The organism is Halovenus carboxidivorans (assembly GCF_009831575.1).
Taxonomy (GTDB): domain Archaea; phylum Halobacteriota; class Halobacteria; order Halobacteriales; family Haloarculaceae; genus Halovenus; species Halovenus carboxidivorans.
In genome coordinates this window covers 287,040-306,708 of record NZ_WUUT01000003.1, presented here as the reverse complement: position 1 = coordinate 306,708, position 19,669 = coordinate 287,040, and the positions used below count along the sequence as shown (strand labels likewise).

The 19,669-nt window shown below is 64.3% G+C and carries 24 protein-coding genes; 11 read left to right on the top strand and 13 right to left on the bottom strand.

The window, feature by feature from the left end; translation table 11 throughout:
- Nucleotides 1-165: 165 nt before the first annotated feature.
- The 5 genes from cofC to GRX03_RS09535 form a co-directional block, all read right to left on the bottom strand.
- Nucleotides 166-786 carry a 2-phospho-L-lactate guanylyltransferase gene (cofC, locus tag GRX03_RS09555; protein WP_159763976.1) on the bottom strand — a complete coding sequence of 207 codons (621 nt, stop codon included), beginning with the start codon at nucleotides 784-786 and terminating at the stop codon, nucleotides 166-168.
- A 3-nt stretch (nucleotides 787-789) separates the two neighbouring features.
- The gene (locus tag GRX03_RS09550; RefSeq protein ID WP_159763975.1) at nucleotides 790-1,464 is read right to left on the bottom strand and encodes a hypothetical protein; all 675 of its coding nucleotides are present in this window, start codon (nucleotides 1,462-1,464) and stop codon (nucleotides 790-792) included.
- 37 nt (nucleotides 1,465-1,501) lie between these two features.
- Nucleotides 1,502-2,671 (bottom strand): tubulin/FtsZ family protein, encoded by a 1,170-nt coding sequence (locus GRX03_RS09545; protein ID WP_159763974.1) that lies wholly within the window; start codon nucleotides 2,669-2,671, stop codon nucleotides 1,502-1,504.
- A 153-nt stretch (nucleotides 2,672-2,824) separates the two neighbouring features.
- Nucleotides 2,825-3,709, bottom strand: coding sequence for a complex I NDUFA9 subunit family protein (locus GRX03_RS09540; protein ID WP_159763973.1), 885 nt, complete (start codon nucleotides 3,707-3,709; stop codon nucleotides 2,825-2,827).
- A 34-nt stretch (nucleotides 3,710-3,743) separates the two neighbouring features.
- Nucleotides 3,744-4,751, bottom strand: coding sequence for a sodium:calcium antiporter (locus GRX03_RS09535; protein WP_159763972.1), 1,008 nt, complete (start codon nucleotides 4,749-4,751; stop codon nucleotides 3,744-3,746).
- A gap of 116 nt (nucleotides 4,752-4,867) precedes the next feature.
- Here GRX03_RS09535 and GRX03_RS09530 point away from each other — a divergent pair, with 116 nt between their 5' ends.
- A complete protein-coding gene (locus GRX03_RS09530; RefSeq protein WP_159763971.1) occupies nucleotides 4,868-5,608 on the top strand; it encodes a DUF7093 family protein in 741 nt (246 codons plus the stop codon).
- 53 nt (nucleotides 5,609-5,661) lie between these two features.
- The gene (locus tag GRX03_RS09525) at nucleotides 5,662-6,054 is read left to right on the top strand and encodes a DUF5611 family protein (RefSeq protein WP_159763970.1); all 393 of its coding nucleotides are present in this window, start codon (nucleotides 5,662-5,664) and stop codon (nucleotides 6,052-6,054) included.
- 5 nt (nucleotides 6,055-6,059) lie between these two features.
- On the opposite strand, the gene GRX03_RS09520 is transcribed toward GRX03_RS09525, so the two are convergent.
- Both GRX03_RS09520 and GRX03_RS09515 read right to left on the bottom strand, forming a co-directional pair.
- Complete coding sequence (locus GRX03_RS09520; RefSeq protein ID WP_159763969.1) at nucleotides 6,060-6,371, bottom strand: hypothetical protein; 312 nt, start codon at nucleotides 6,369-6,371, stop codon at nucleotides 6,060-6,062.
- Nucleotides 6,372-6,408: 37 nt separating this feature from the next.
- The gene (locus GRX03_RS09515) at nucleotides 6,409-7,500 is read right to left on the bottom strand and encodes a KaiC domain-containing protein (RefSeq protein WP_159763968.1); all 1,092 of its coding nucleotides are present in this window, start codon (nucleotides 7,498-7,500) and stop codon (nucleotides 6,409-6,411) included.
- 127 nt (nucleotides 7,501-7,627) lie between these two features.
- Here GRX03_RS09515 and GRX03_RS09510 point away from each other — a divergent pair, with 127 nt between their 5' ends.
- From GRX03_RS09510 to GRX03_RS09500, 3 genes are read left to right on the top strand one after another with little or no spacing between them, the layout of a single operon-like run.
- Complete coding sequence (locus GRX03_RS09510; RefSeq protein ID WP_368278260.1) at nucleotides 7,628-8,206, top strand: response regulator; 579 nt, start codon at nucleotides 7,628-7,630, stop codon at nucleotides 8,204-8,206.
- Between the two features lie 43 nt (nucleotides 8,207-8,249).
- The gene (locus GRX03_RS09505; RefSeq protein ID WP_394351730.1) at nucleotides 8,250-8,828 is read left to right on the top strand and encodes a response regulator; all 579 of its coding nucleotides are present in this window, start codon (nucleotides 8,250-8,252) and stop codon (nucleotides 8,826-8,828) included.
- Between the two features lie 60 nt (nucleotides 8,829-8,888).
- Complete coding sequence (locus GRX03_RS09500) at nucleotides 8,889-10,289, top strand: FAD-dependent oxidoreductase (protein WP_159763966.1); 1,401 nt, start codon at nucleotides 8,889-8,891, stop codon at nucleotides 10,287-10,289.
- A 144-nt stretch (nucleotides 10,290-10,433) separates the two neighbouring features.
- On the opposite strand, the gene GRX03_RS09495 is transcribed toward GRX03_RS09500, so the two are convergent.
- Nucleotides 10,434-10,982 carry a hypothetical protein gene (locus GRX03_RS09495; protein ID WP_159763965.1) on the bottom strand — a complete coding sequence of 183 codons (549 nt, stop codon included), beginning with the start codon at nucleotides 10,980-10,982 and terminating at the stop codon, nucleotides 10,434-10,436.
- 232 nt (nucleotides 10,983-11,214) lie between these two features.
- Here GRX03_RS09495 and GRX03_RS09490 point away from each other — a divergent pair, with 232 nt between their 5' ends.
- Nucleotides 11,215-12,279 (top strand): polyprenyl synthetase family protein, encoded by a 1,065-nt coding sequence (locus GRX03_RS09490; RefSeq protein ID WP_159763964.1) that lies wholly within the window; start codon nucleotides 11,215-11,217, stop codon nucleotides 12,277-12,279.
- A 36-nt stretch (nucleotides 12,280-12,315) separates the two neighbouring features.
- Here GRX03_RS09490 and GRX03_RS09485 read toward each other — a convergent pair whose 3' ends face one another.
- Complete coding sequence (locus tag GRX03_RS09485) at nucleotides 12,316-12,588, bottom strand: thioredoxin family protein (protein WP_159763963.1); 273 nt, start codon at nucleotides 12,586-12,588, stop codon at nucleotides 12,316-12,318.
- 110 nt (nucleotides 12,589-12,698) lie between these two features.
- Here GRX03_RS09485 and GRX03_RS09480 point away from each other — a divergent pair, with 110 nt between their 5' ends.
- A complete protein-coding gene (locus tag GRX03_RS09480) occupies nucleotides 12,699-13,343 on the top strand; it encodes a type 1 glutamine amidotransferase (protein ID WP_159763962.1) in 645 nt (214 codons plus the stop codon).
- Nucleotides 13,344-13,406: 63 nt separating this feature from the next.
- Nucleotides 13,407-13,733: a DUF3784 domain-containing protein gene (locus GRX03_RS09475; RefSeq protein ID WP_159763961.1), complete on the top strand. Its 327-nt coding sequence runs from the start codon at nucleotides 13,407-13,409 to the stop codon at nucleotides 13,731-13,733.
- Here GRX03_RS09475 and GRX03_RS09470 read toward each other — a convergent pair.
- Entirely contained in the window at nucleotides 13,730-14,143 is a 414-nt protein-coding gene (locus GRX03_RS09470; protein WP_159763960.1) for an Lrp/AsnC family transcriptional regulator, read from the bottom strand. The genes GRX03_RS09475 and GRX03_RS09470 overlap by 4 nt on opposite strands.
- Nucleotides 14,144-14,245: 102 nt before the next feature.
- Between GRX03_RS09470 and carA the strand changes: the two genes are divergently transcribed.
- Together carA and GRX03_RS09460 are read left to right on the top strand one after the other, a co-directional pair.
- Nucleotides 14,246-15,292, top strand: a complete 1,047-nt coding sequence (gene carA / locus GRX03_RS09465) for a glutamine-hydrolyzing carbamoyl-phosphate synthase small subunit (RefSeq protein WP_159763959.1) — start codon at nucleotides 14,246-14,248, stop codon at nucleotides 15,290-15,292.
- Between the two features lie 64 nt (nucleotides 15,293-15,356).
- Nucleotides 15,357-15,800, top strand: a complete 444-nt coding sequence (locus GRX03_RS09460) for a universal stress protein (protein WP_159763958.1) — start codon at nucleotides 15,357-15,359, stop codon at nucleotides 15,798-15,800.
- A 59-nt stretch (nucleotides 15,801-15,859) separates the two neighbouring features.
- On the opposite strand, the gene GRX03_RS09455 is transcribed toward GRX03_RS09460, so the two are convergent.
- Both GRX03_RS09455 and GRX03_RS09450 read right to left on the bottom strand, forming a co-directional pair.
- Complete coding sequence (locus GRX03_RS09455) at nucleotides 15,860-16,321, bottom strand: 30S ribosomal protein S19e (RefSeq protein ID WP_159763957.1); 462 nt, start codon at nucleotides 16,319-16,321, stop codon at nucleotides 15,860-15,862.
- 65 nt (nucleotides 16,322-16,386) lie between these two features.
- Nucleotides 16,387-17,451 carry a sensor histidine kinase gene (locus GRX03_RS09450; protein ID WP_159763956.1) on the bottom strand — a complete coding sequence of 355 codons (1,065 nt, stop codon included), beginning with the start codon at nucleotides 17,449-17,451 and terminating at the stop codon, nucleotides 16,387-16,389.
- 147 nt (nucleotides 17,452-17,598) lie between these two features.
- Here GRX03_RS09450 and thiL point away from each other — a divergent pair, with 147 nt between their 5' ends.
- Complete coding sequence (gene thiL / locus GRX03_RS09445) at nucleotides 17,599-18,468, top strand: thiamine-phosphate kinase (protein ID WP_159763955.1); 870 nt, start codon at nucleotides 17,599-17,601, stop codon at nucleotides 18,466-18,468.
- A 19-nt stretch (nucleotides 18,469-18,487) separates the two neighbouring features.
- On the opposite strand, the gene GRX03_RS09440 is transcribed toward thiL, so the two are convergent.
- Nucleotides 18,488-19,630 carry a site-2 protease family protein gene (locus tag GRX03_RS09440; protein ID WP_159763954.1) on the bottom strand — a complete coding sequence of 381 codons (1,143 nt, stop codon included), beginning with the start codon at nucleotides 19,628-19,630 and terminating at the stop codon, nucleotides 18,488-18,490.
- Between the last annotated feature and the right edge of the window lie 39 nt (nucleotides 19,631-19,669).

Sequence of the window (19,669 nt, the reverse complement as noted above, 5' to 3'; positions counted from 1 at the left end):
AACGGCCGGCCATGGGAGTGGGGCCGGCCGACAGTACCAAGAGCGGTGGAGCCTGGCACGGTTGCGGGTGCGCGGCGCGAGACACGTACCCATGCACGGGTCGGCCCGTGCACGCGGACGTACGCACTCTCGGGTCAAAAGCTTTCTTGCCGCGTCAGACGCCCGTCAGCGGCCCCCAGCGGCCGTGGAGACGGTGCAGCGTCCGTCGGTTATCTCGATCTCGAAGCCCGCGTCCCGGAGCCACGCCGCCGCTTCTCCCTCGCCGTGGAGCAGTACTTCTGCGAGGTCCGCACGCTCGTCGACATCGACCGCGAGACGAAACGAGTCGAGCGTGTGGACGCTCGCCCCGCACTCCTCGGCCGAGGCGAGGTGTTTCCGGTAGGAGCCGTCGTGGTAATCCACCCGAAACCCCGGGTGCCGCGCACAGAGCGCGTTCGTGCCGCCGCCGAGCCCCGGTGCGAGCGTCACCGCCGCGTCGGCGTCGAGCAGCCGGTCGACCGCCTCCGGTGTGACGAGCGGGAGATCAGCCATCACGACCGCCGCTGGCGTCGTCGCGTCGAGAACGCCGTTGACGGCCTCGGTGAGCGGTCGGTCGTCGACGACGACGGCACAGGAGCGGTCCAGATCCGCGGTGCTCAGGATCGTCGGCTCTCGGCCCGTGGCTCGGATCGCATCGAGCACGTCGGTGAGCATCGCGGCCGCGAACGCGCGGCGCTGATCGGCCGATAAGACGGACGAAAGACGGGAGTTTGGATCGCGCGGATCGAACGGAACGAAAACGTCCATCGCCTACTGGAGTTTGTTCGTGTTCTGTGAGCGCTGCTGGTAGAGGTAGTAGCCACCGCCAGCGAGTACGAGCAAAACGACGACACCGACGCCGGCGAACAGCAGCGTCTGGGTCTGCTCGCTGCTCTCGCCGCTGTCGATGATCGAGTCGGCTTCGGCCGTGGCCTGCTCGAACTCACCGCTGTTGTACAGCGTCACCGCCGACTGGAAGTCCTGGCTGTCCTGGCTGGTGTACTCGAGGGCCTCGTCGAGGCGGTTGCGGGCTTCGCGGCTCTGTTCGGTGTAGCGGTGGACACTCCAGGTCTCGATGACTCCGCTGCTGTCGTTGATCCGAAGGGCCGTGAAGTTCTCCTGCTCGGGACTCTCGTAGCTGTACTGCTGGATCTCGGGGACCGTCCCGCTCACCTCGATTTCGACCTCTCTGATCCCCTCGTTGTCGAGGGTCATCTGGGCGCGCCCCTCACCGGAGACCTGGTTGGTCGTTCCGTCGACCGTGGTGGTCGTGATCGTGATTCCGGCGTCCTCGAACTCGGAGTCGACGACGAGCGTCCAGCCGACATCCCGTTCGGCGAACGGCTCCTGAATGACGACGGTAGCAGTTTCCTGCTGGCCGACCTGCATCTCGTCGCTGACGCCGCTGTCGTCGAACTCGAAGGCCGCCGCTGTTCCACTCGCCATGAGTGACGTGGCAAGCAATACCGCTACAACGATGATCTTAGAAGAGTGGGTCCAGTTCATCTTCATCATCTTCGACAAGGGTCTCTAAATTCTCTTCGCTCTCTTCCTGGATTTCGTCGATGTTCTCCTGTGCCTCGATTGCGATCTGCTGGAGTTCCTTGATCCGGGGGACGTTGTGCACGCCCGACAGGAGGACGGCCGCGGCGACGTTCGGTTCGTTGATCGGGTAGTCGCCGCCGCGGACCTCCATACTGCCGGTCTGCTCTTCGAGCCACTTCCGACCGCGTTCGATGCCCTTTCTGTTGAGGTGTTTCGGCGGTCCGGAGACGACCAGCAGCGCGCGCTCGGCCCCTTCGATCTCACAGGGCAGCGTGAGTCGGCCGAGCGCCGCCTTCCGGACGAGAGAGGTGATTCGGTTCGTCGTGTTCGCGGATTCGATGTTGTCGTCGTCGCCCTTGAACCGGGAGAGCAGTCCGCCCGAACTGCTCGTCTCGACGCTTTCGGCGTCGTAGCCGACCGTCGAGACGCCGCCACCCGAGAGGGTGTTGATGATCTCCGAGGAGTCGACGACGCTCTCGGCGACGTTGTCGCCGGCGTCGATCTCACCGGCTCCGAACAGGACGCCGAACCGGCGGACGATCTCGTCGTTGATCTGTTCGTACCCGCCCTCGACGGATTCGCCGGTCTTCCGCCAGGCGTCGTTGTCGAAGACCAGAAGGTTGTCGACCTCGCGGACGAACGTCTGGAAGGATCGGGCGGCGTTGAGCGTGTAGATGCCCCCTTCGTCGCTTCCCGGCAGGATGCCCAGGCCGTAGACCGGTTCGGTGTAGATCCGTTTGAGGTGTTTCGCCAGCACCGGGGACCCGCCAGAGCCGGTTCCGCCGCCGAGTCCGGCGACGACCAGGAAGGCGTCGATCTCGTGGACGGGGATGTTGTCGATGGCTCCCTGCACCTCGTCGATATCCTCTTCGGCGATCTCCGCGCCGAGTTCGTTGTCCGCCCCCACGCCGTGGCCTTTGACCCGTGCCTGCCCGATCAGGACCCTGTTGTCCTCGGGGACGTGCTCCAGCCCCATCAAGTCGGCTTTCGCGGTGTTGACCGCGATGGCCGAGCGGACGATTCCGCTGCCCGTCCGCTCGTCGTACTCGATGAATTTGTCGACGATTTTCCCACCCGCCTGTCCGAAGCCGATCATCGCTAATTTCATGTCTGTCTTTAGGCGAATCTATACCATCGTACACATAAGTGTTTTCCCCGAGATATCGATCCTGCGAACCCAGGACGGACGAATATCAACCTTGTGGCCGGCTGAAACGAACGGCCCCGTTCCGCGGGGTCGTCCGCCGACTGCCCCCTCGGTCTACTCGACCCCGAGATACGACGAGAGCGTCGTTAAATCGTCTGTTTCCAGGCCGAACGCCGAGATATCGTTCTCCGAAGTCGTGTTGTCGAACTGCAACGAGCGGTACTGGTCCGGCCCCATCGGAAAGCCCGGAATCGCGCCCGCGACACGCAGTCCGACCTCGGCCAGTGACATCGGAACTGACACGATTTTGACTGATTGGCCACGGGCCGCTCGGACGAGTCTGGCGACGGTGGCGAGTTCGAGTTGTTCCGGCCCGCCGATCTCGTAGGTCTCGCCGACGTGGGTCTCACTTTCGATGCTGTCAGCCAGCATGTCCACGAGGTCCTCGACGTAAATCGGCTGGAACCGCGTCTTCCCACCGCCGGGCAGCGGGGCGACCCCCGGCGGCGTGAGCTTTCGCGTGAAGGAGAGAAACTCGCCCCCGTCGCCGAAGACGACCGAGGGCCGGAAGATCGTCCAGTCGAGATCCGAGTCCCGAACGTGTCCCTCGGCCCGACCCTTGGCGCGGATGTAGTGGGTCGGTCCCTCCGGGTCGGCCCCGAGCGCACTCAGTTGGACGAACCGCTCGACGCCGTGCTCCTCGGCCGCTCGGAGGCAGTTCTCGGTTCCGCGGCGGTGAAGTCGGTCGTGCATCTCGTTGCCGCCTTTCGGCTCGAACAGCGGCGAGAGTGCCACGAGGTTGTAGACGACATCCTGCCCCTCGAACGCCGACTCGATGGAGTCGTAGGCGGTCACGTCGCCCATCGCCGTCTCGGCTCCGGCGGGAACGTCGCCGCCCGGACTCCGGGACAGCACCGTCACGTCGTGACCCCGATCCAGAAGCTCCTCGCAGAGATACGTCCCGATGAAACCGCTCCCGCCGACAAGGACTACGTTCATACGTCACCGTTAGGCCCCGCGTCGAATAAAGCTATCAGTTCGGGAGAACACTGGTCAGCGCGACCGCTTCAGCGAAGACGAAAGAGACGAACAGGACGTACGCTCCCAGCAACACGTACGCCTCGCGGCTGGTGAGAAGTAACTCGGTGCGCAACAGCACGAACAGCAACACCGTCGCCGCGGCCAGACAGCCCATCATCGGGGCCGCGATACCGAAGTTGATCGGCTCGGCGCCGAGAAGGAGAATTCCGGCGGGAATGACCACGAGCAGGTCGAAGATGTTCGAGCCGACGACGTTGGCGATACTGGCGACATCGTCCTCCTTGTCGGCGGCCTGGATACTGACCAGCGCGTCCGGGAGGCTCGTCGCCGCCGCGACGATGACTGCCCCCCACAGGAAGTCGGGCGTGTCCGCGGCCTCGCCGAGGTGGATCACCGCGTCGACGAGTTGTTCGACCGAGACGAGGATGACGAGCAGGCCGGCGATCAGCCAGCCCCACTGCCTGTAGGGGTTGATGCTGTCAGTCGACGGCGGTTCCGAGTAATCGACGGTGTCCTGCCACTGCAAGAACAGATACAGCCCGTAGACGGCGAGCGGGACGACAGCCAGCGGCCGGGTGAGTTCACCCGACAGCGTTCCCTCTGCGGGGTTGTAGATCAGCGCCAGCGCGAAGACGAGAAAGAGAACGACGACCGAGAGCAGATAGAACAGCGTCTCCTTGTGGACCAGCGTTCGGGTAGATTCCATATCACGGCCGGGAACGAGCACGGCGAGGGCGGGAATGACCAGGATGTTGAAGATGGCCGAGCCGACAATCGCACCGACACCGAGTCCGAACGAGCCAGCGAGGGCAGCGAAGATGACGCTGGCCAGTTCGGGGAAACTCGACCCGGCCGCGGCGATGAGTCCGCCCTGGACGACCGGGGGGAGACGGTAGTAGGTAGCGAGGCGGGCGCTCGCGTCTTCGAGCCAGCCGCTGCCGATCCAGAGCGTTCCCGTGGTAACGACGATGATCGCGACTGACAGTGCTAGCTCGAACATTCACTCGGGGCTTGTCCGGCCACCGTATAAAAAGCGGCCGATGTCCGGCTCTTTTCGGTCGCCGCGGCTGACCCAAGCAGTACGCTTATGGTGTGGACGGTGGGATATACATCGCAATGAGTTTCAAGTGTTCTGTCTTCGGGCACGCGTACGGCGACTCCGAGATTGAGCGCGAGCGCGAGGAGGACGGGAGCGAGGTGGTCACGACGATCCGGGAGACGGAGACCTGCCAGCGCTGCGGGGAGACCCGGGTGGTCTCCGAGAACAAGGAGGTGACGACCCTCGAGACCGCCGCCGACATCGTCGCCGAGGACCTCGATACCGAGGAGACAGACGAGTCCCCGGAGACCGACCTGAGCAAAAGCGTCGGGGAGCCGGAACCCCAACCCGAGACCGAGTCGGACGAGGAGTCCGAGGCGGTCGAAACGCCCGAGTCGGCCGGGACGGAGACGGTCGAAGAACCGGTACAGGACACCGGGGCGGAGATCGTCGAGGAGACCGAGGCGGAGACGGTGGGGGCCGCCGAGGTCGTCGAGGCGGGCGAGGAGACCGATCCCGACGCCGACGACGGGGTGATCCTCGAGGAGGACGACGAGCAGGCGCAGGCCGACCGACAGCCGGGGGAGTGGCCCGAGGAGCCCGAAGGGGGAGACGACGAGTGGGAACCGGAGACCGAGATCGACCTCGGGACCGACGACGACGGTACCGAGTCGGCCGGCGGTGCAGTCACCGTGCCCGAGGGCGAGTTTCGCTGCCCGGAGTGTGAGTTCACCACCTCGGTGGCGGAGTCCTCGCTTCGTCGCGGGGACTTCTGTCCGGAGTGTCACCGCGGGGCGCTCGAACACGTCACCGAGTGACTCGCTGCCCCGAGCACGAAAGAGGTAAAACTGATCCCTCGCAAAGGTCGACCATGCGTGAGTACAAGATGCGGCGGGGCGAGTACCTCGAGGAGCGCGTCGAGGATATGGAGGCCAAAATCGAGGAGTTTTTCGGACCAATCACGGACACTGAGACCTACAAGGACAGCGAACTCTACGTCGTCGAGGATCCGGACAATCCCGTCTTCTCGAAGGTGACCGCCGGAACCGTCGAGTACAGCTCCAAGAAGGACAAGCTCGCACTAGATATCGAGGAACGACCGGCAGAGGAGGTCATCGCGGAGGGCCACGTCGAGGCCGCCGAGGAGGCGGTGGCGCTCAAAAACGACTTCCTCGAAGAGTCGACCGGCCGCGACGCCAAGGCGCGGCGGGACTCGATGAAGCGGTCGGTCGAAGACGACGAAGTCCCCGACGACGTTGCCTGAACTGGTCACGTATCCAGCGCGTCGAGCGCCTCTGTGCCGACGTGAAGCGAGCGGCGCCCGGTCGGTTCCTCTGTAATCAACGCGCCGACGGTCAGATCCGGCCGACCGTCCGGCCCGTACAGTTCGTCCGGTGGTGTGCCGATTCCGACCGCGTTTTTCACGGTGAGCATCGCCTCCCGGCGGCCGTCCGCTCGCGTCTCTGCCGCGTCGATGTCGACGTAGTTGATCTCCTCCGGGCGGTCCTCCAACCGGTCGAGGACAGCCTCGACGTGCTCGGCCGGCGCAGACGAGTCGTACACGTAGGCGCGAACCTCCATACGCGTGATAGCGGTCGGACCGGTATGGATCTCCCGGTTAGAAGATGTTCGCCTGCTGGTAGACCGACAGCCCGTGTTCGGTCATCTCGTAGGGCTTTTTTTCGCGCGAGTGGTTCGCGTTCCGGATCTTCTGTATCTCGACGGCCAGGCGGGTCTCCTGTGTCTCCCCGCGGACGTACTGCAGGACGAAGACAGCGTCAGTCAGATACTCGATGATGCCGTGGCGGGAGGCGTAGGGGTTCGACTCGCTGGCCTCGCTCGTGAGGAAGGTCGTCACTCCGGCCTTCTTCAGCGAGCGGGTGAAATCGAAGACCTCGGTCCGGCGTTTGGCCTGGTTGTCGTACATCATCTCCAGCAACGACACCGAGTCGAGGACGAGTCGGTCGGCGTCGAAGTCCCGGATCAACTGCGGGAGTTCGGCCTGGATGTTGTCGAGGCTGTTGGCCATCTCGACCGGGTCGAGGTCGACAATCGCGAGTCGATCCTCCGACTCGAAGCTCTCGAAGTCCCAGCCGAACTCGTTCGCCGTCGCGATGATGGCCTCGTGGCTCTGTTCGAGCGTGATGAACACGGCATCCTCGCCGTTCTGGAGGCCGTGATGGAGAAACTGCAGGCCGAAAGTCGTCTTTCCGGTCCCGGCGCTGCCGATAGTCACGATCAGGTGCCGCTCCGGAACACCGCCCTGGATCATGTTGTCCAGCCCTTCGATTCCGAGGTCGATCCGAGGGATTTCCGACTCGAAATCCTCCTCCTCGAACTCGCTGTCGCCGCCACCGCCGAGACCACCGAACCCCTCGTCGTCGAAGAGACTCTCGTCACCACCGCCGCCGAACGAGGCACCCTCGTCTGCACCGAAGCCGGTGTCGTCCTCGAAGGGTCCCTCACCGCCGAAGCCGTCGTCCTCGAACGGCCCGCTCTCGGTGTCGTTTGACTCGAAGGGGGCGGCTCCGTCGGTCCCGGTCGTGTCACCGACCGCGGCCTCGCCGTCCCCCCAGGAGCTCTCGCTGTCGTCGTCCCAGGGCGACTCCTCCTCGGAGTCGGCCGAGTCGTCCCAGGGGTCATCGGACTGGTCCTCCTCGGCGTCGTCCTCGGAGAGCGCCTGCTCGAACCAGTCGTCGTCCTCACTCATGCTCTGTCCCCGGGCCGCGCCCGATCATACCGGATAGTTACGCTGGCAACTGATTAATTTTGCCCGTCCGGGGGCGGCGACTGTGGATAACACAGACTTATTACCCCGGGACTACCGAACACCACATGTGCCATCGGGTAGCGACACCGCGACCGTCCTCGTAATCGACGACGAAGAGGAGGTCGCGGACGTGTATGCGCTACGTCTCCGCAACGAGTACGACACTCGTGTCGCCTACGGCGGTGAGGACGCGCTCGAAACGATCGATATCGACGTCGACATCGTACTGCTCGACCGCCGTATGCCGGACATCTCCGGCGACGAAGTTCTCGAACAGATCCGGGAGAAAGGGTACGACTGCCGTGTCATCATGCTCACCGCGGTCGACCCCGGACTGGACATCGTCGAGATGCCCTTCGACGACTACCTCTGCAAGCCGGTCGAGAAGGAGGATCTCGTCGCGGCGATCGAACAACAGCTCCAGATCCAGCGGTACGACGAACAGCTCTCGGAGTATTTCGAGGTGACATCGAAACTCGCCCTGCTGGAGTCGGAGCTACCACCACAGGAGCGCGAACAGAGCGACGAACTCGAACGGCTCAACGAGCGGGCCGAGACGCTCCGTGAGAACCTCGACGAGCTACTCGACGAGTTCGACTCCCTCGATGAGGCCTTCCAGAGCATCGGTCGCCATCCGGGTCAGTGAACAGACGTAACGCTTTCTTGCGCGACACCGGTAGATGAACGATGTGAGCAGCCCCGCCCGGTCCGAGCCGCTCGTGTTGGTCGTCGACGACGAGGAAGATGTCGCAGAGACGTACGCTCTCCGACTCGAAGCGAACTACGAGACGCGGATTGCGACCGGCGGGAAGGAGGCGCTCGAACTGATCGACGACAGCGTCGATGCGGTGTTACTCGACCGACGGATGCCCGACATGCACGGCGACGACGTGCTCGCGGCGCTGCGCGAGCGGGGCTACGACTGTCCAGTGATTATGGCGACCGCCGTCGACCCCGACCTCAACATCCTGGAGATGGACTTCGACGACTACCTCTGCAAGCCGATTTTCAACGAGACGCTGCAGAACACGCTGGAAAAACACCTCGACACCGGGCCGGACGAGAAAAGCGAACTCGACACCTTCCTCTCGCTGATCTCGAAAATCGACGTGCTGGAGACCGAACTCACGCGCGCGGAACTCGCCGAGAGCGAGGAGTACGAACGAGCGAAACAGCGGGCCAACGAACTCGCCCCGCGACTCCGCGAACGGGTCGAGGACTTCGACGAACTGGTCGCCACCTACCGGGACATCGAACGGGAGTCCTGATCGCTCGCCGCCCGCCTCGACGCCCGACAGGATTATGCCAGCGGCTCGCATCCTCGTACTATGAGCATTCAGGTGGCGATCATCGGTGCGTACGGAAGTGCGGGCTCCGCCGTCGCGGAGCAACTGGCCGGGGAGGCCGAACTGCTGTTGTTCGACGACGGCGACCCCGGAGGCGGACTCTGTATCCTGTCGGGCTGTATGCCCTCGAAAGAGGTGCTCTCCGCCGGCGCACACCGGTATCAGGCCCGACACGACGAGCGACTGGTCGGGGAGGCCCCGGCGGTCGATCTCCAGCGGGTCGTCGAGCGAAAGGACGATCACACGCTCGGGTGGGCCGAACACCGCCGCGATTCCGTTCACGAGTTGGCCGACCGCGAGGACGTGACCTTCGTCCGTGAGACGGCGCGGTTCGTCGACGAGACGAGAATCGAGGCCGGCGGCGAGACCTACGACCCCGATTACGTCGTCGTGGCGACAGGGTCGAGCGTCAACATTCCCGACACGCCGGGCATCGAGACCGTCGAGTTCACGACCAGCGGCGACGTGCTCGACGCGACGGAGTTCCCGGACACCGGCATCGTGATGGGCTTTGGCTACGTCGGGATGGAGATGGTACCGTACCTCTCCGAGGCCGCGGGGATGGAGCTCACGGTCGTCGAACACGACGACCGCCCTATCGACGAGGCAGACCCGGAGTTCGGGGACGCCGCACTCGACCTCTACCGCGAGGAGTTCGACGTGACCATCCCGACGAACGTCTACGAGAGACGGCTCGAACCGACAGACGACGGCGGTGTTCGGCTCACGCTCGAAGACGAATCCGGCGACCGACGGACCGTCGAGGCCGAGCAGCTGTTCTGTTTCACCGGTCGTCGGCCGACCGTGGGCCGTCTCGGGCTCGAACAGACCCCTATCGAGCGGGACGGGGAGTGGGTGGCGGACACGATGCAGGCCCGCGACAGTGAGAGCGTTTTCGTCGTCGGAGACGCAAACGGGAAAGAGCCGATTCTCCACGTCGCAAAGGAGCAGGGCTTCCAGGCCGCAGAGAACATTCTCGCACACGCCGCCGGGGAGGCGCTGACGCCGTACGAGAACACCCACCACCACGTCATCTTCTCCGGACTCGGCGTCTACCCGTTCGCCCGTGTCGGACACAACGAGGAGACCGCCAGAGCGGCGGGCCACGATATCGTGACGGCGACGAGACAGGCAAGCGACGACGGCGTGTTCGAGGCGAAAGACGTGGCCGCCGGACTCGCGAAACTCGTCGTCGACGCCGAGGACGGCACCGTGCTCGGCTATCAGGGGCTGCACTTCCACGCCGACGCGATGGCGAAGACACTACAGGTGATCGTCGAACTCGGGGTGGACGTTCGAGAGGTCCCCGACCGGGCGTATCATCCGACGACACCGGAGATTCTCGACGGGCTGTTTCGCGAGGCCGCCGCGGCACTGTCGTAGCCACGAAGCGAGCGATCGTCGGCGGACAGAGAATCGAGCCGGCGGGTCCGGACCGTTCAGAAAGAGGGTGTCAGCGGGGAGCCGGTTTGGGGGGAGCGCAGAGGGATCCGTTCAGGGAGCGTGTTGTGAGTGGGGCGGGAGGGATCAGGCTTCGACGGCCCGTGCGGCGTCCTCGGAGACCTGCTCGATCTGTGCCTGCACGTCCTCGGCCTGGTCCTGGAGCTCTTCGACCTGACCGGCGAGTTCGTCGACTGCCTCGACCGACTGGGCTTCGAGTTCCTCGTGGGCCTCGACGAGCAGGTCGAGCTGTTCCTCGACGGTTTCGAGGAGTTCCGCAGTCAGGTCGTCGTAGGAATCGGTGCCGTCTTCGAGTTCCGCCGAGATGTTGTCGAAGGCCTCCTCGTGGCCGTCGAGAAGCCGTTCGTAGCCGTCGTCGATGTTCTCGCGCAGGTCGTCGACTGCCACGTCGGCGCCCGGAAGGCTCTCGATGGCGTCGAGGGCGCTGGCAACGGTGTCGCGGTTGAGTTCGACGAGTCGGCGCTGGAACTGCTCCTGGCTGTCGAGACCGGCGAGCAACGACTCGCTGATCTGCTGGCCGATGTCGACGCTCTGTTCGAGAGCCTGCTGGCTCTGTTCGAGCGAGCGGCGCTGCAGTTCGAAAGTCGTCTGGATCGGGCTGGTGTAATCTATCATTGTTGTTCGACCTCTACAGCTACAGAGAACCTCTGAGTACATAAGCATTGCGTTGAATACCATTCAATACCAGCTACTGCCATATAGAGGTATAACTCACTCCCCGGGCGGGTCGAGTGCTATCCAGCGGAGTGAGTGGTCGGCGTCGCCACATCGGGAAGCCTCCCAGCCCAGGAATCGTCTGTACATCGGTATGAGTGGTTTTTTGGTCACTGCTTGCGAGGGTTCGTACATGCGGGAAGTCCTCGCCGAGTGGCGGCCGGTGATTGACGACGCAATCGAGGAGCTACTGCCACGACGGATCGACGACGCCTATCTGACCGACTTCTTCGGCGAGCCGACCTACAAGTACCAACCTGAGGCGATTCAGGAGGCGCTCGCGGATCCGATCTGGCTGCTTCTGGACCGCGGGGGCAAGCGCTGGCGGGCGATTCTCTTCTTGATGATCGTTGACGCCCTCGGTGACGACCCCGAGGAGTACCTGCCGTACGCCTGTATCCCCGAAATTCTCCACAACGGAACGATCATCGTCGACGACGTGGAAGACGAGGCGCAGATGCGCCGCGGCGGACCGGCGCTGCATCACGAACACGGCACCGACATCGCGCTGAACGCCGGCAACGCGATGTATTTCATTCCGTTGAAGGTAATCGAGAAGTACCGCGGTGATCTCAGCGACAGCCAGCGGTTGGCCATCTACGAGATGCTCACCCACGAACTGAACCGGACACACCTCGGTCAGGGGATGGACATCTGCTGGCACAACGAGAAGGAGATCACGGTCGACGAACAGCAGTACTACGAGATGTGCGCCTGCAAGACGGGCTGTCTCGCCCGGATCGTCGCCCGGTTGGCGGCCATCGTCACCGACCAGCCGGAGGAGGTCGAACAGCAACTGGCGCGCTACGCCGAGGAGCTATCCATCGCCTTCCAGATCGGCGACGACATCCTCGACATCCAGAACACGCTGGATCAGGCCGGGGAGTTCGGCAAGGAGTTCGGCAACGACATCCGCGAGGGCAAGAAGACGCTGATGGCGATTTACACCGCCCAGGAGGCCCCCGCGGAGGACGTTGCCCGACTCGAGGAGATCCTCTGGGCCGAGGACAACACCGACGAGGAGATCATGGAGGCAATCGAGATCATGCAGAGTGTCGGCGCAATCGAGTACGCCGATACCCGCGCGCGTGAACTCTCCGCGAGCGCCCGGAGTCACCTCGACGACCTCGATCTGGAGTCGGAGTCGGAGCAACACCTCCGCGAGTTCACGAAGTTCGTCATCGAGCGACAGGAGTGACTGACGGACCGAGAAAAGACGGCTGAGAGAACGAGATTAGGCTTCGGCCTGTTCGATCGCCGCTTCGAGTTCCTCGCGCTGGGTGACGCCGATGAACTTCTCGATGACGGAGCCGTCCTCGTCCTCGATGACGATCGTCGGGATCGAACGGACCTGGTACTCGTTGGCGACGTCCTGGTTCTCGTCGACGTCGATCTTTTCGACGGAGAGGCGGTCGCCCAGGTCCTCTTCGAGGTCTTCTACGATCGGATCCTGCGTCTTGCACGGCCCACACCAGTCGGCGTAGAAATCTTTCAGTGTAACGCTCATGGCTTCGTCAGTAGGTAGCCTGCCGATTCTGATAAGGGTTTTTGTCGTGTGTCCGGACGCTGCACGACCCCCGAGACAGGCTTTTCTCCGGTCGTCCCCTCGGTCCGTGTATGTCACCGCAGTCGGTGTACGTCGTGCTGAACGAGGTCGACGACGACGCGACGTTTCACTGTGACGCGCTGGCCGAGGAGTTTCCGGGCGCTCGAACCGTGGACTTCCCGGCGGGCGAGCGGTTCGATCCCGACGACGCCGACGCAGTCGTGCTCACGGGCAGTACAGCCGGCGTCTACGAGCGCGATCAGCACCCGTGGATCGACGAGGAGATCGAACTGATTCGCCGCCTCGTCGCGGAGGGCGTGCCGACCCTGGGGGTCTGTTTCGGCCACCAGATCGTCAACGTCGCCCTCGGCGGCGGCGTCCGGTCGGGGACGATGACCGCGGGGCTGGTCGAAGCCGAGTTGGCCGACCAGCCACTGTTCGAGGGTGTCGACCCCGTCGTTCCGGCACTGCACGGTGACCGGGTGACGGAGTCCGGCGACGGACTGGAACGGATCGCCTCGGCCGAGCACGCGGAGGTTTTCGGGACGGCCCACCGCGAGCGGCCGGTCTGGACCGTCCAGTTCCACCCGGAGATCAGCGCCGAACAGACGGAGTCGCTACGCAGGTTCGGCTGGGAGATGAACGGCTTTTCCTGGGCGGAGGTAACCGCGGACCGGCTCTTCCGGAACTTCGAGTCCCGGGCGGGCGTCGAGTAGGTCGAGATTTCCCGTCCGGAGACGGACCACAACAGGAATAGGACTGTGCCGAAAATGGCCGGTATGGAAGAGTTGCTGCTCGATCTGCACGGAGCAGTGTACATCGGCGGACTCTGTGTCGTTCTCGGGGTTTGTATGGCGGTGTTCAACTGGACGTTTCTGATCGCGGGCTACGACGAGTCGGAGATCCCGGACCGCGTCGCCGGGCGACTCGTCGGGTTATTCATGTTCGGGATCGGGGTCGTAACCGCCGGCTACGGTGCCGCGCTCACCAGATATCGGCTACCGGACTGGACCGGATTGGTGCTCGCGGTCGGCGTGCTCTTCGCGACGGGACAGCTAATCTACCGGCTCAACACCTGGGGCTCCGAGGGCGGCGACCGCGCTTAGCCGAGCCACTCGTCGAGAATGAGTCTGGTCTTGGTCCCCATGACCTCCTCGCGTTCGCGGGCCCGCGAGATCAGTTCGTTGAGGTCGTCCGTGTCCGCGGCGTCGACGACGAGCACGATATCCTCCTCGCCGGAGACCTGCCAGACGAAGTCGACGCGTTTCCACTCCGCGAACTCCTCGGTCAGCCCACCGGTGTTGACGTCGACGTCGACGGTGATCTCGATCATCGCCTTGACGTTGCCGGTCCGCGTCGAGACGGTAAAGCGGTCGATGACCCCCGACTCGACCATCCGCTCGACGCGGTTTCGGATCGTCCCCTCGGAGGTGCCGACCTGATCGGCGATCTCCGTGTACGGGGTACGGGCGTCACGACGGAGGATGTTCAGGATCTCGCGGTCGAGGTCGTCCATCGAGATCTGTCGGTTCGGCGCGCCCGTACTTCAACGCTACGAATTTCGTAATTCACCTTCGAAAGCAACGCTTATCAGCCGGAGTTTCGTACGCATCTCGTAATGACTGATGCGTACGTCGCAATCGAGGGCGAACGCGTGATCGAGGCCCGTTCGCGCTCGCCGGGTACGACGCGTGGCGAACTGGTATTCACGACCGCCTACACCGGCTACGAGGAGAGCCTGACCGACCCGAGTTACGAGGAACAGCTACTGACGTTCTCCTATCCCCTGATCGGCAACTACGGCGTCCGAGAGGAGCGGTTCGAGTCCGACCGTATCCACCCGCGAGGGGTGCTTGCTCGGGAGATGACCGACGACGTCGCCGAGTGGCTGCAGGAGGAGGAGGTCCCCGGCGTCGACCACCTCGACACCCGCGAGATCGTCACCGAGATCCGCGACGAGGGAGCGATGAAATGCGGCATCGCGGCCGGCCCGGACGCGACCGAGGAGGACGCGATCGAACAGCTGCACCAGTGCAAACACATGTCCGAGCACACCGACATCGGCTCGCAGGTCTCCGTCCGGGACGCGACGGTCCACAACGAGGGTGGATCGGGGCCGGACGTTGCGCTGGTCGACTGCGGTGCGAAAGGCTCGATCATCGAGTCGCTGATCGAACGCGACGCCGTCGTCCACCAGTTGCCCTACGACGCCACCGAGGCGGAGGTCGAGGCCGTCGATCCCGACGTGCTGTTCATCTCGAACGGACCGGGCGACCCGGAGAACTTCGAGCAGGCCGGCGAAATCGTCGAGGAGTTCGTCGGCGAACTCCCCCTCGCGGGGATCTGTCTCGGCCAGCAGGTCGTCGCCAACGCCCTGGGCGGCCGGACCGAAAAGATGGAGTTCGGCCACCGCGGCGTCAACCAGCCGGTCCGTGACCTCCGGACCGACCAGGTGGTCATGACCACGCAGAACCACGGCTACACCGTCGCTGATCCCGGCGACAAACTGGAAGTCACGCAGCGAAACGTCAACGACGACACCCCCGAGGGGCTGGACAACGAGGACCTGGGGATCATCACCCGCCAGTACCACCCGGAAGCGAACCCCGGGCCGCACGACTCGCTGTCGTTTTTCGACGACGTGATCGAACTGGCCGAGGAGTAGGGCGTTCCCGGACGACCGGGAGCCGGCCACAGCGCTTTCTTCCTCCGGTGTGAATGAACCACGTATGTACGACGAGATTCTCGTCCCGACAGACGGTTCTGCGGGCGTCGAGCAGGCACTCGACCACGCCGTAGCGCTCGCGTCGAAGTTCGACGCACGGATTCACACCATCTACGTCCTCCAGACCCCCGAGATGGCTGACACCCTCGAAGGGGACGAACTGGGGGACATCCTGGATCGGCTCGACGAAGCCGGTCGCCAGGCCGTCGAGGATGTCCGCAGGCAGGCGCGAAACGCGGGCCTGAGCGACATCGAGACGGCGGTCAGACGGGGGGTTCCCGAGGCGGAGATCAGAGCCTACATCGACGAGCAGGAGATCGATCTGGTCGTGATGGCGACGGAAGGCCGGACCGGTAGCGCGCGGGAGATGCTCGGCAGCGTCACCGAGGAAGTCGTCCGCTCGACCTCGGCGCCGGTGCTAACCGTCAACGTCGGCGAGGAGTCCTGAGCGTCGACAGGAAAACCAGAGACGCGGACTGTCGAAGCTACGGCCAGTGCACCGAGTGTTCAGGCGTACCGTTCGAGCGCGGGGTCGTCGAGGTCGGCCAGCACGTCCTCGGCGACATCGTCGAGCAGTGCCTGCCCGTCGGGGGTGACCTTGCGCCCTTCGCCTTCGGCGGTCTCGACGTAGCCGGCCGCTTCGAGCTGCTGGAGGGCGGTTCGGATCACGTTACCCGAGCCGTCGGCGCTGTGTTTCGGTCGGACCCGGTAGCGGTTCGAGCCCTGCTTGCTGCCGCCGTACTCCGTCTGGAGCGAACCGACGCCGACGGGGCCGTCGACGGCGACTTTCCGGAGCAGACTCGCCGCGCGACGGGTCCAGAACTGGTCCTGTTCCGGCGGGAGTTCGCGGTCCGCGCCGGATTTCGTGTACGCGAGCCACTCCGGCTCTTCGACTGCGTCTTCCTCCGCGAGCGTTTCCGTGAGTGCCTCGATGAGTTCCTCGGCAGGCACGTCGTAGACTGTTGTCATTGGCACGTTCTTCCTGTCGGCGTCATATAACAGTTGTGAAGCCCGACAGCGCCCCTGTGATCGGTTCACAGCCGGTTTTTGTGCGGCAGGACGATCACGGCGGTGTTGCCGCTGTCGTCCTCGCGGCGGTCGAGTTCGAGTTCGCCCCCGACGGTGTCGGCAACCCAGTTTGCGAGCCAGAGGCCGATACCCAGCGAGTGCATCAGCGGCGTCTCTTTGCCCTCGTTGATCGCCCGCCTGTCGCTGTCGGGAATCGGCGGACACTCGTCTTCGACGACGGTCCGAACGGTCGCCTCGGTCCGTTCGATCCGGATCCGGACGACCGGTTCGGGATCGGGGTTGTGTTCGATGGCGTTCTCGACGAGTTCGTTGACCGCGATGCGGTAAGACTTCGGGACGTTGACGATCAGTTCCGGCGGGAGATCCAGTTTGAGGTTGACCTGGGGGTACTCTCTGCGGAGCTGAACCGCCAGGTGTTCGATCAGTTCGGTAACGTCGGTCTGGTTGTGCTCGGAGGGGTTGAATCCGACCTCCGTCTGTGCGGTCCTGGCTTTCTCGCTCAGTTCCATGAGTTCCTCGGCGGCGGCCTCGATCTTCTCGGCCGCCCGGCGGTAGTGCTGATCGTCGGCGTCTTTCAGCGTCGCCGCGTGCCCGAAGATCAGGTTGAGACGGTTGCGGACGTTGTGTCGGAGCACGCGACTCAACACGTCCAGTTTCTGCTCGCGGTGGCGCCTGGCGCGAACGTCGCGCGCGACCCCCGTGAGACCGTTGTACTCGCCGTCGTCGGTCGGGAGCAGGCTAAATCTGATCTCGACCGGTTTGCGCTGGCTGGTCTTGGTGACGACGGTCGTGAGCATCGATCCCGAGGTCTCCTCGGAGGCAATCGCCGATCTGATCTGTCTGTTGAACCGCTCGACTTCCCCGTCCGCGAGGACGAGACGCGGATCCTCCCCGATCAGCTCCTCGCGGTCGTACCCCGTAAGCTCCGCGAAGGCGCTGTTCAACAGCTCGAATCGGCCCTCGCTGTCGAGCATGTACAGTCCGTCTTCGGCCTCTTCGACGAGATGGGAGTAATCTCCGGACCGGGATTCGACATCCCCTGTCTCTGCTGACCCCTGCTCTTCGCTCATCCCAATTACACATTCTTCCGTACCACGTGCTGGAAACTTAAAAACACCGCAAGCGACTGCAATGTTGTTACGAAGATCCTAACAAATAATTCAGTTGAAATGTGCCGGTTGCGGAGTCGTTTTGACCTCCGGTTTCGTACCGACAGTATGGACGAGCGCGAGGCACTTCGGGCGCTTGCCGGAACGGTACCTGAGGCGGGCGACGACGCGGCGGTCGTCGACGGACTCGCCGTGACGACTGACATGCTCCACCGGTCGACGGACTTTCCGGCGGGGACGACGCAGTACACGGCCGGGTGGCGGGCCGTCGCCGCGTCGCTTTCGGATATCGCCGCGATGGGCGCAGACCCGGTCGCCGCGGTCGCGGCCTACGCCGAGACGAGCCTCGACTGGGGGGAGATCGAGGCGTTCGTGCGCGGCGCGAAAGCAGTCTGTACCGAGGTGGGCGGGGAATACGTCGGCGGCGACCTCGACGACCACGAGGAGTTGACGGTCACGTCGACGGTCGTCGGGCGCGCGGATCGACCCGTCTTTCGATCCGGGGCAACACCCGGTGAAGCCGTCTGTGTAACCGGCACGCTGGGTCGAAGCGCCGCGGCCCTGGAGTTGTTCGAGCGCGGCGAGACTGAGCGTGCGAACGAGCTGTTCCGGTTTACCCCGCGCGTGGAGGCCGGCCGGACGCTCGCCGGCCGCGCCGGAGCGATGATGGACTCGAGCGACGGGCTGGCACGCTCGCTGCACCAACTCGCCGAAGCCAGCGACTGCGGGTTCGCAATCGAGTCACCCCTGCCGGTCGATACGACCGTCGAGGAGATTGCCGACACCGCCGAACAGCGTCGGGAGATGGGGGCGTTTTTCGGCGAGGATTTCGAGTTGGTCTGTACGGTGCCGGAGGAGGCGCTCGAACGGCTCCGCGAAGAGCTTTCGGTCGGGCTGACAAAGATCGGACGGGTCGTCGAGTCGGGAGTTACGCTCGACGGCGAACCGCTTCCCGACCGCGGATACACCCACGGGTAGGTCGGTTGGATCGACGGCGTTAGGCGAGTTCGACGATTTCGACCGGGATCGGGGTGAAACAGAGCGCGGCGAGGACGAACGTGAGCACGCCCAGCACCGTTCGTTTCCAGCCGAGTTCGCTGTCGTCGATCGGATCGGCCGGACCGGCGTAGGCGAGGCCGACCGCGAACAGCCCCCACATCGTCCAGATGCCGACGGAATCGATCCCGTCGGCGACCACCAGCAGGTACGCCGCCAGTCCGAACAGCACCGCGGGGACGACGGCTGCGATCCGCTCCTGTTGTTTGCCGACCATCGCCCGGAGGATGTGTCCGCCGTCGAGCTGTCCGACCGGGAGCATGTTGAGCAGGGTGACGAGCATACCGACCCAGCCGCCGAAGACGACCGGGTGGATCGTGTTCGCTTCGAGCTGTTCGGTCGCTCCGGTGGCGAGGGCGATCAGCTCCAACAGCGGCGGATGGTTGAACCGGACGCCGGTCTCGGCCTGTGCGACCGCGGCCTCCTGGGCCGGGATCGGATCGAGTTGGAGTCCAATCGCCGTGACGACGACCGTCGCGGCGAGTCCCGCGAGCGGCCCCGCCGCCCCGATGTCGAACAGCGCCTTCCGGTCGGGGATCTTCCCCTCCATCTTGATGACCGCGCCCATCGACCCGATGTACGTCGGTAAGGGGATGAAATACGGAAGCGACGCCTGAACGTTGTGATACCGGCTCATGACGTAGTGGCCGAGCTCGTGAACCCCGAGCACGCCCAGAATGGCGACGACGAACGGCCAGGCCTTCACCGCGAGCCAGGGCTTCTCGAACAGCGGCACCTGATACCAGAAGTACGCGCCCGCGAACGTCGTCGAAAAGATGGTCGCGACGAACAACAGCAGGTTCGTCCGCGGGATACCGTCCAGTTCCATCGAGTTCGGCTCGGCGACGAGGACGTACTCGCCCCGGGAGATCGGAATCCCGTCGGTCCGTTGATAGCCGCGCTGGACGGAGAGTTCGTAGCCGCGTTCCCGAAACAACGGCCACAGCTCCCGTTCGAGTTGCTGGATTGGGATCGCCGACTCGCCGACGTATAGCACCCGCTCGCCTTCTCTCCGAACTTCGTACGCGTCGAAAACGGACGCAAACTCCTCGGCCGAGGGAGGAGTCTCGTCGCTAGGGGGCATCGCTATACGTTAGGCGTCGTTGCTCAATAAAGACCACGG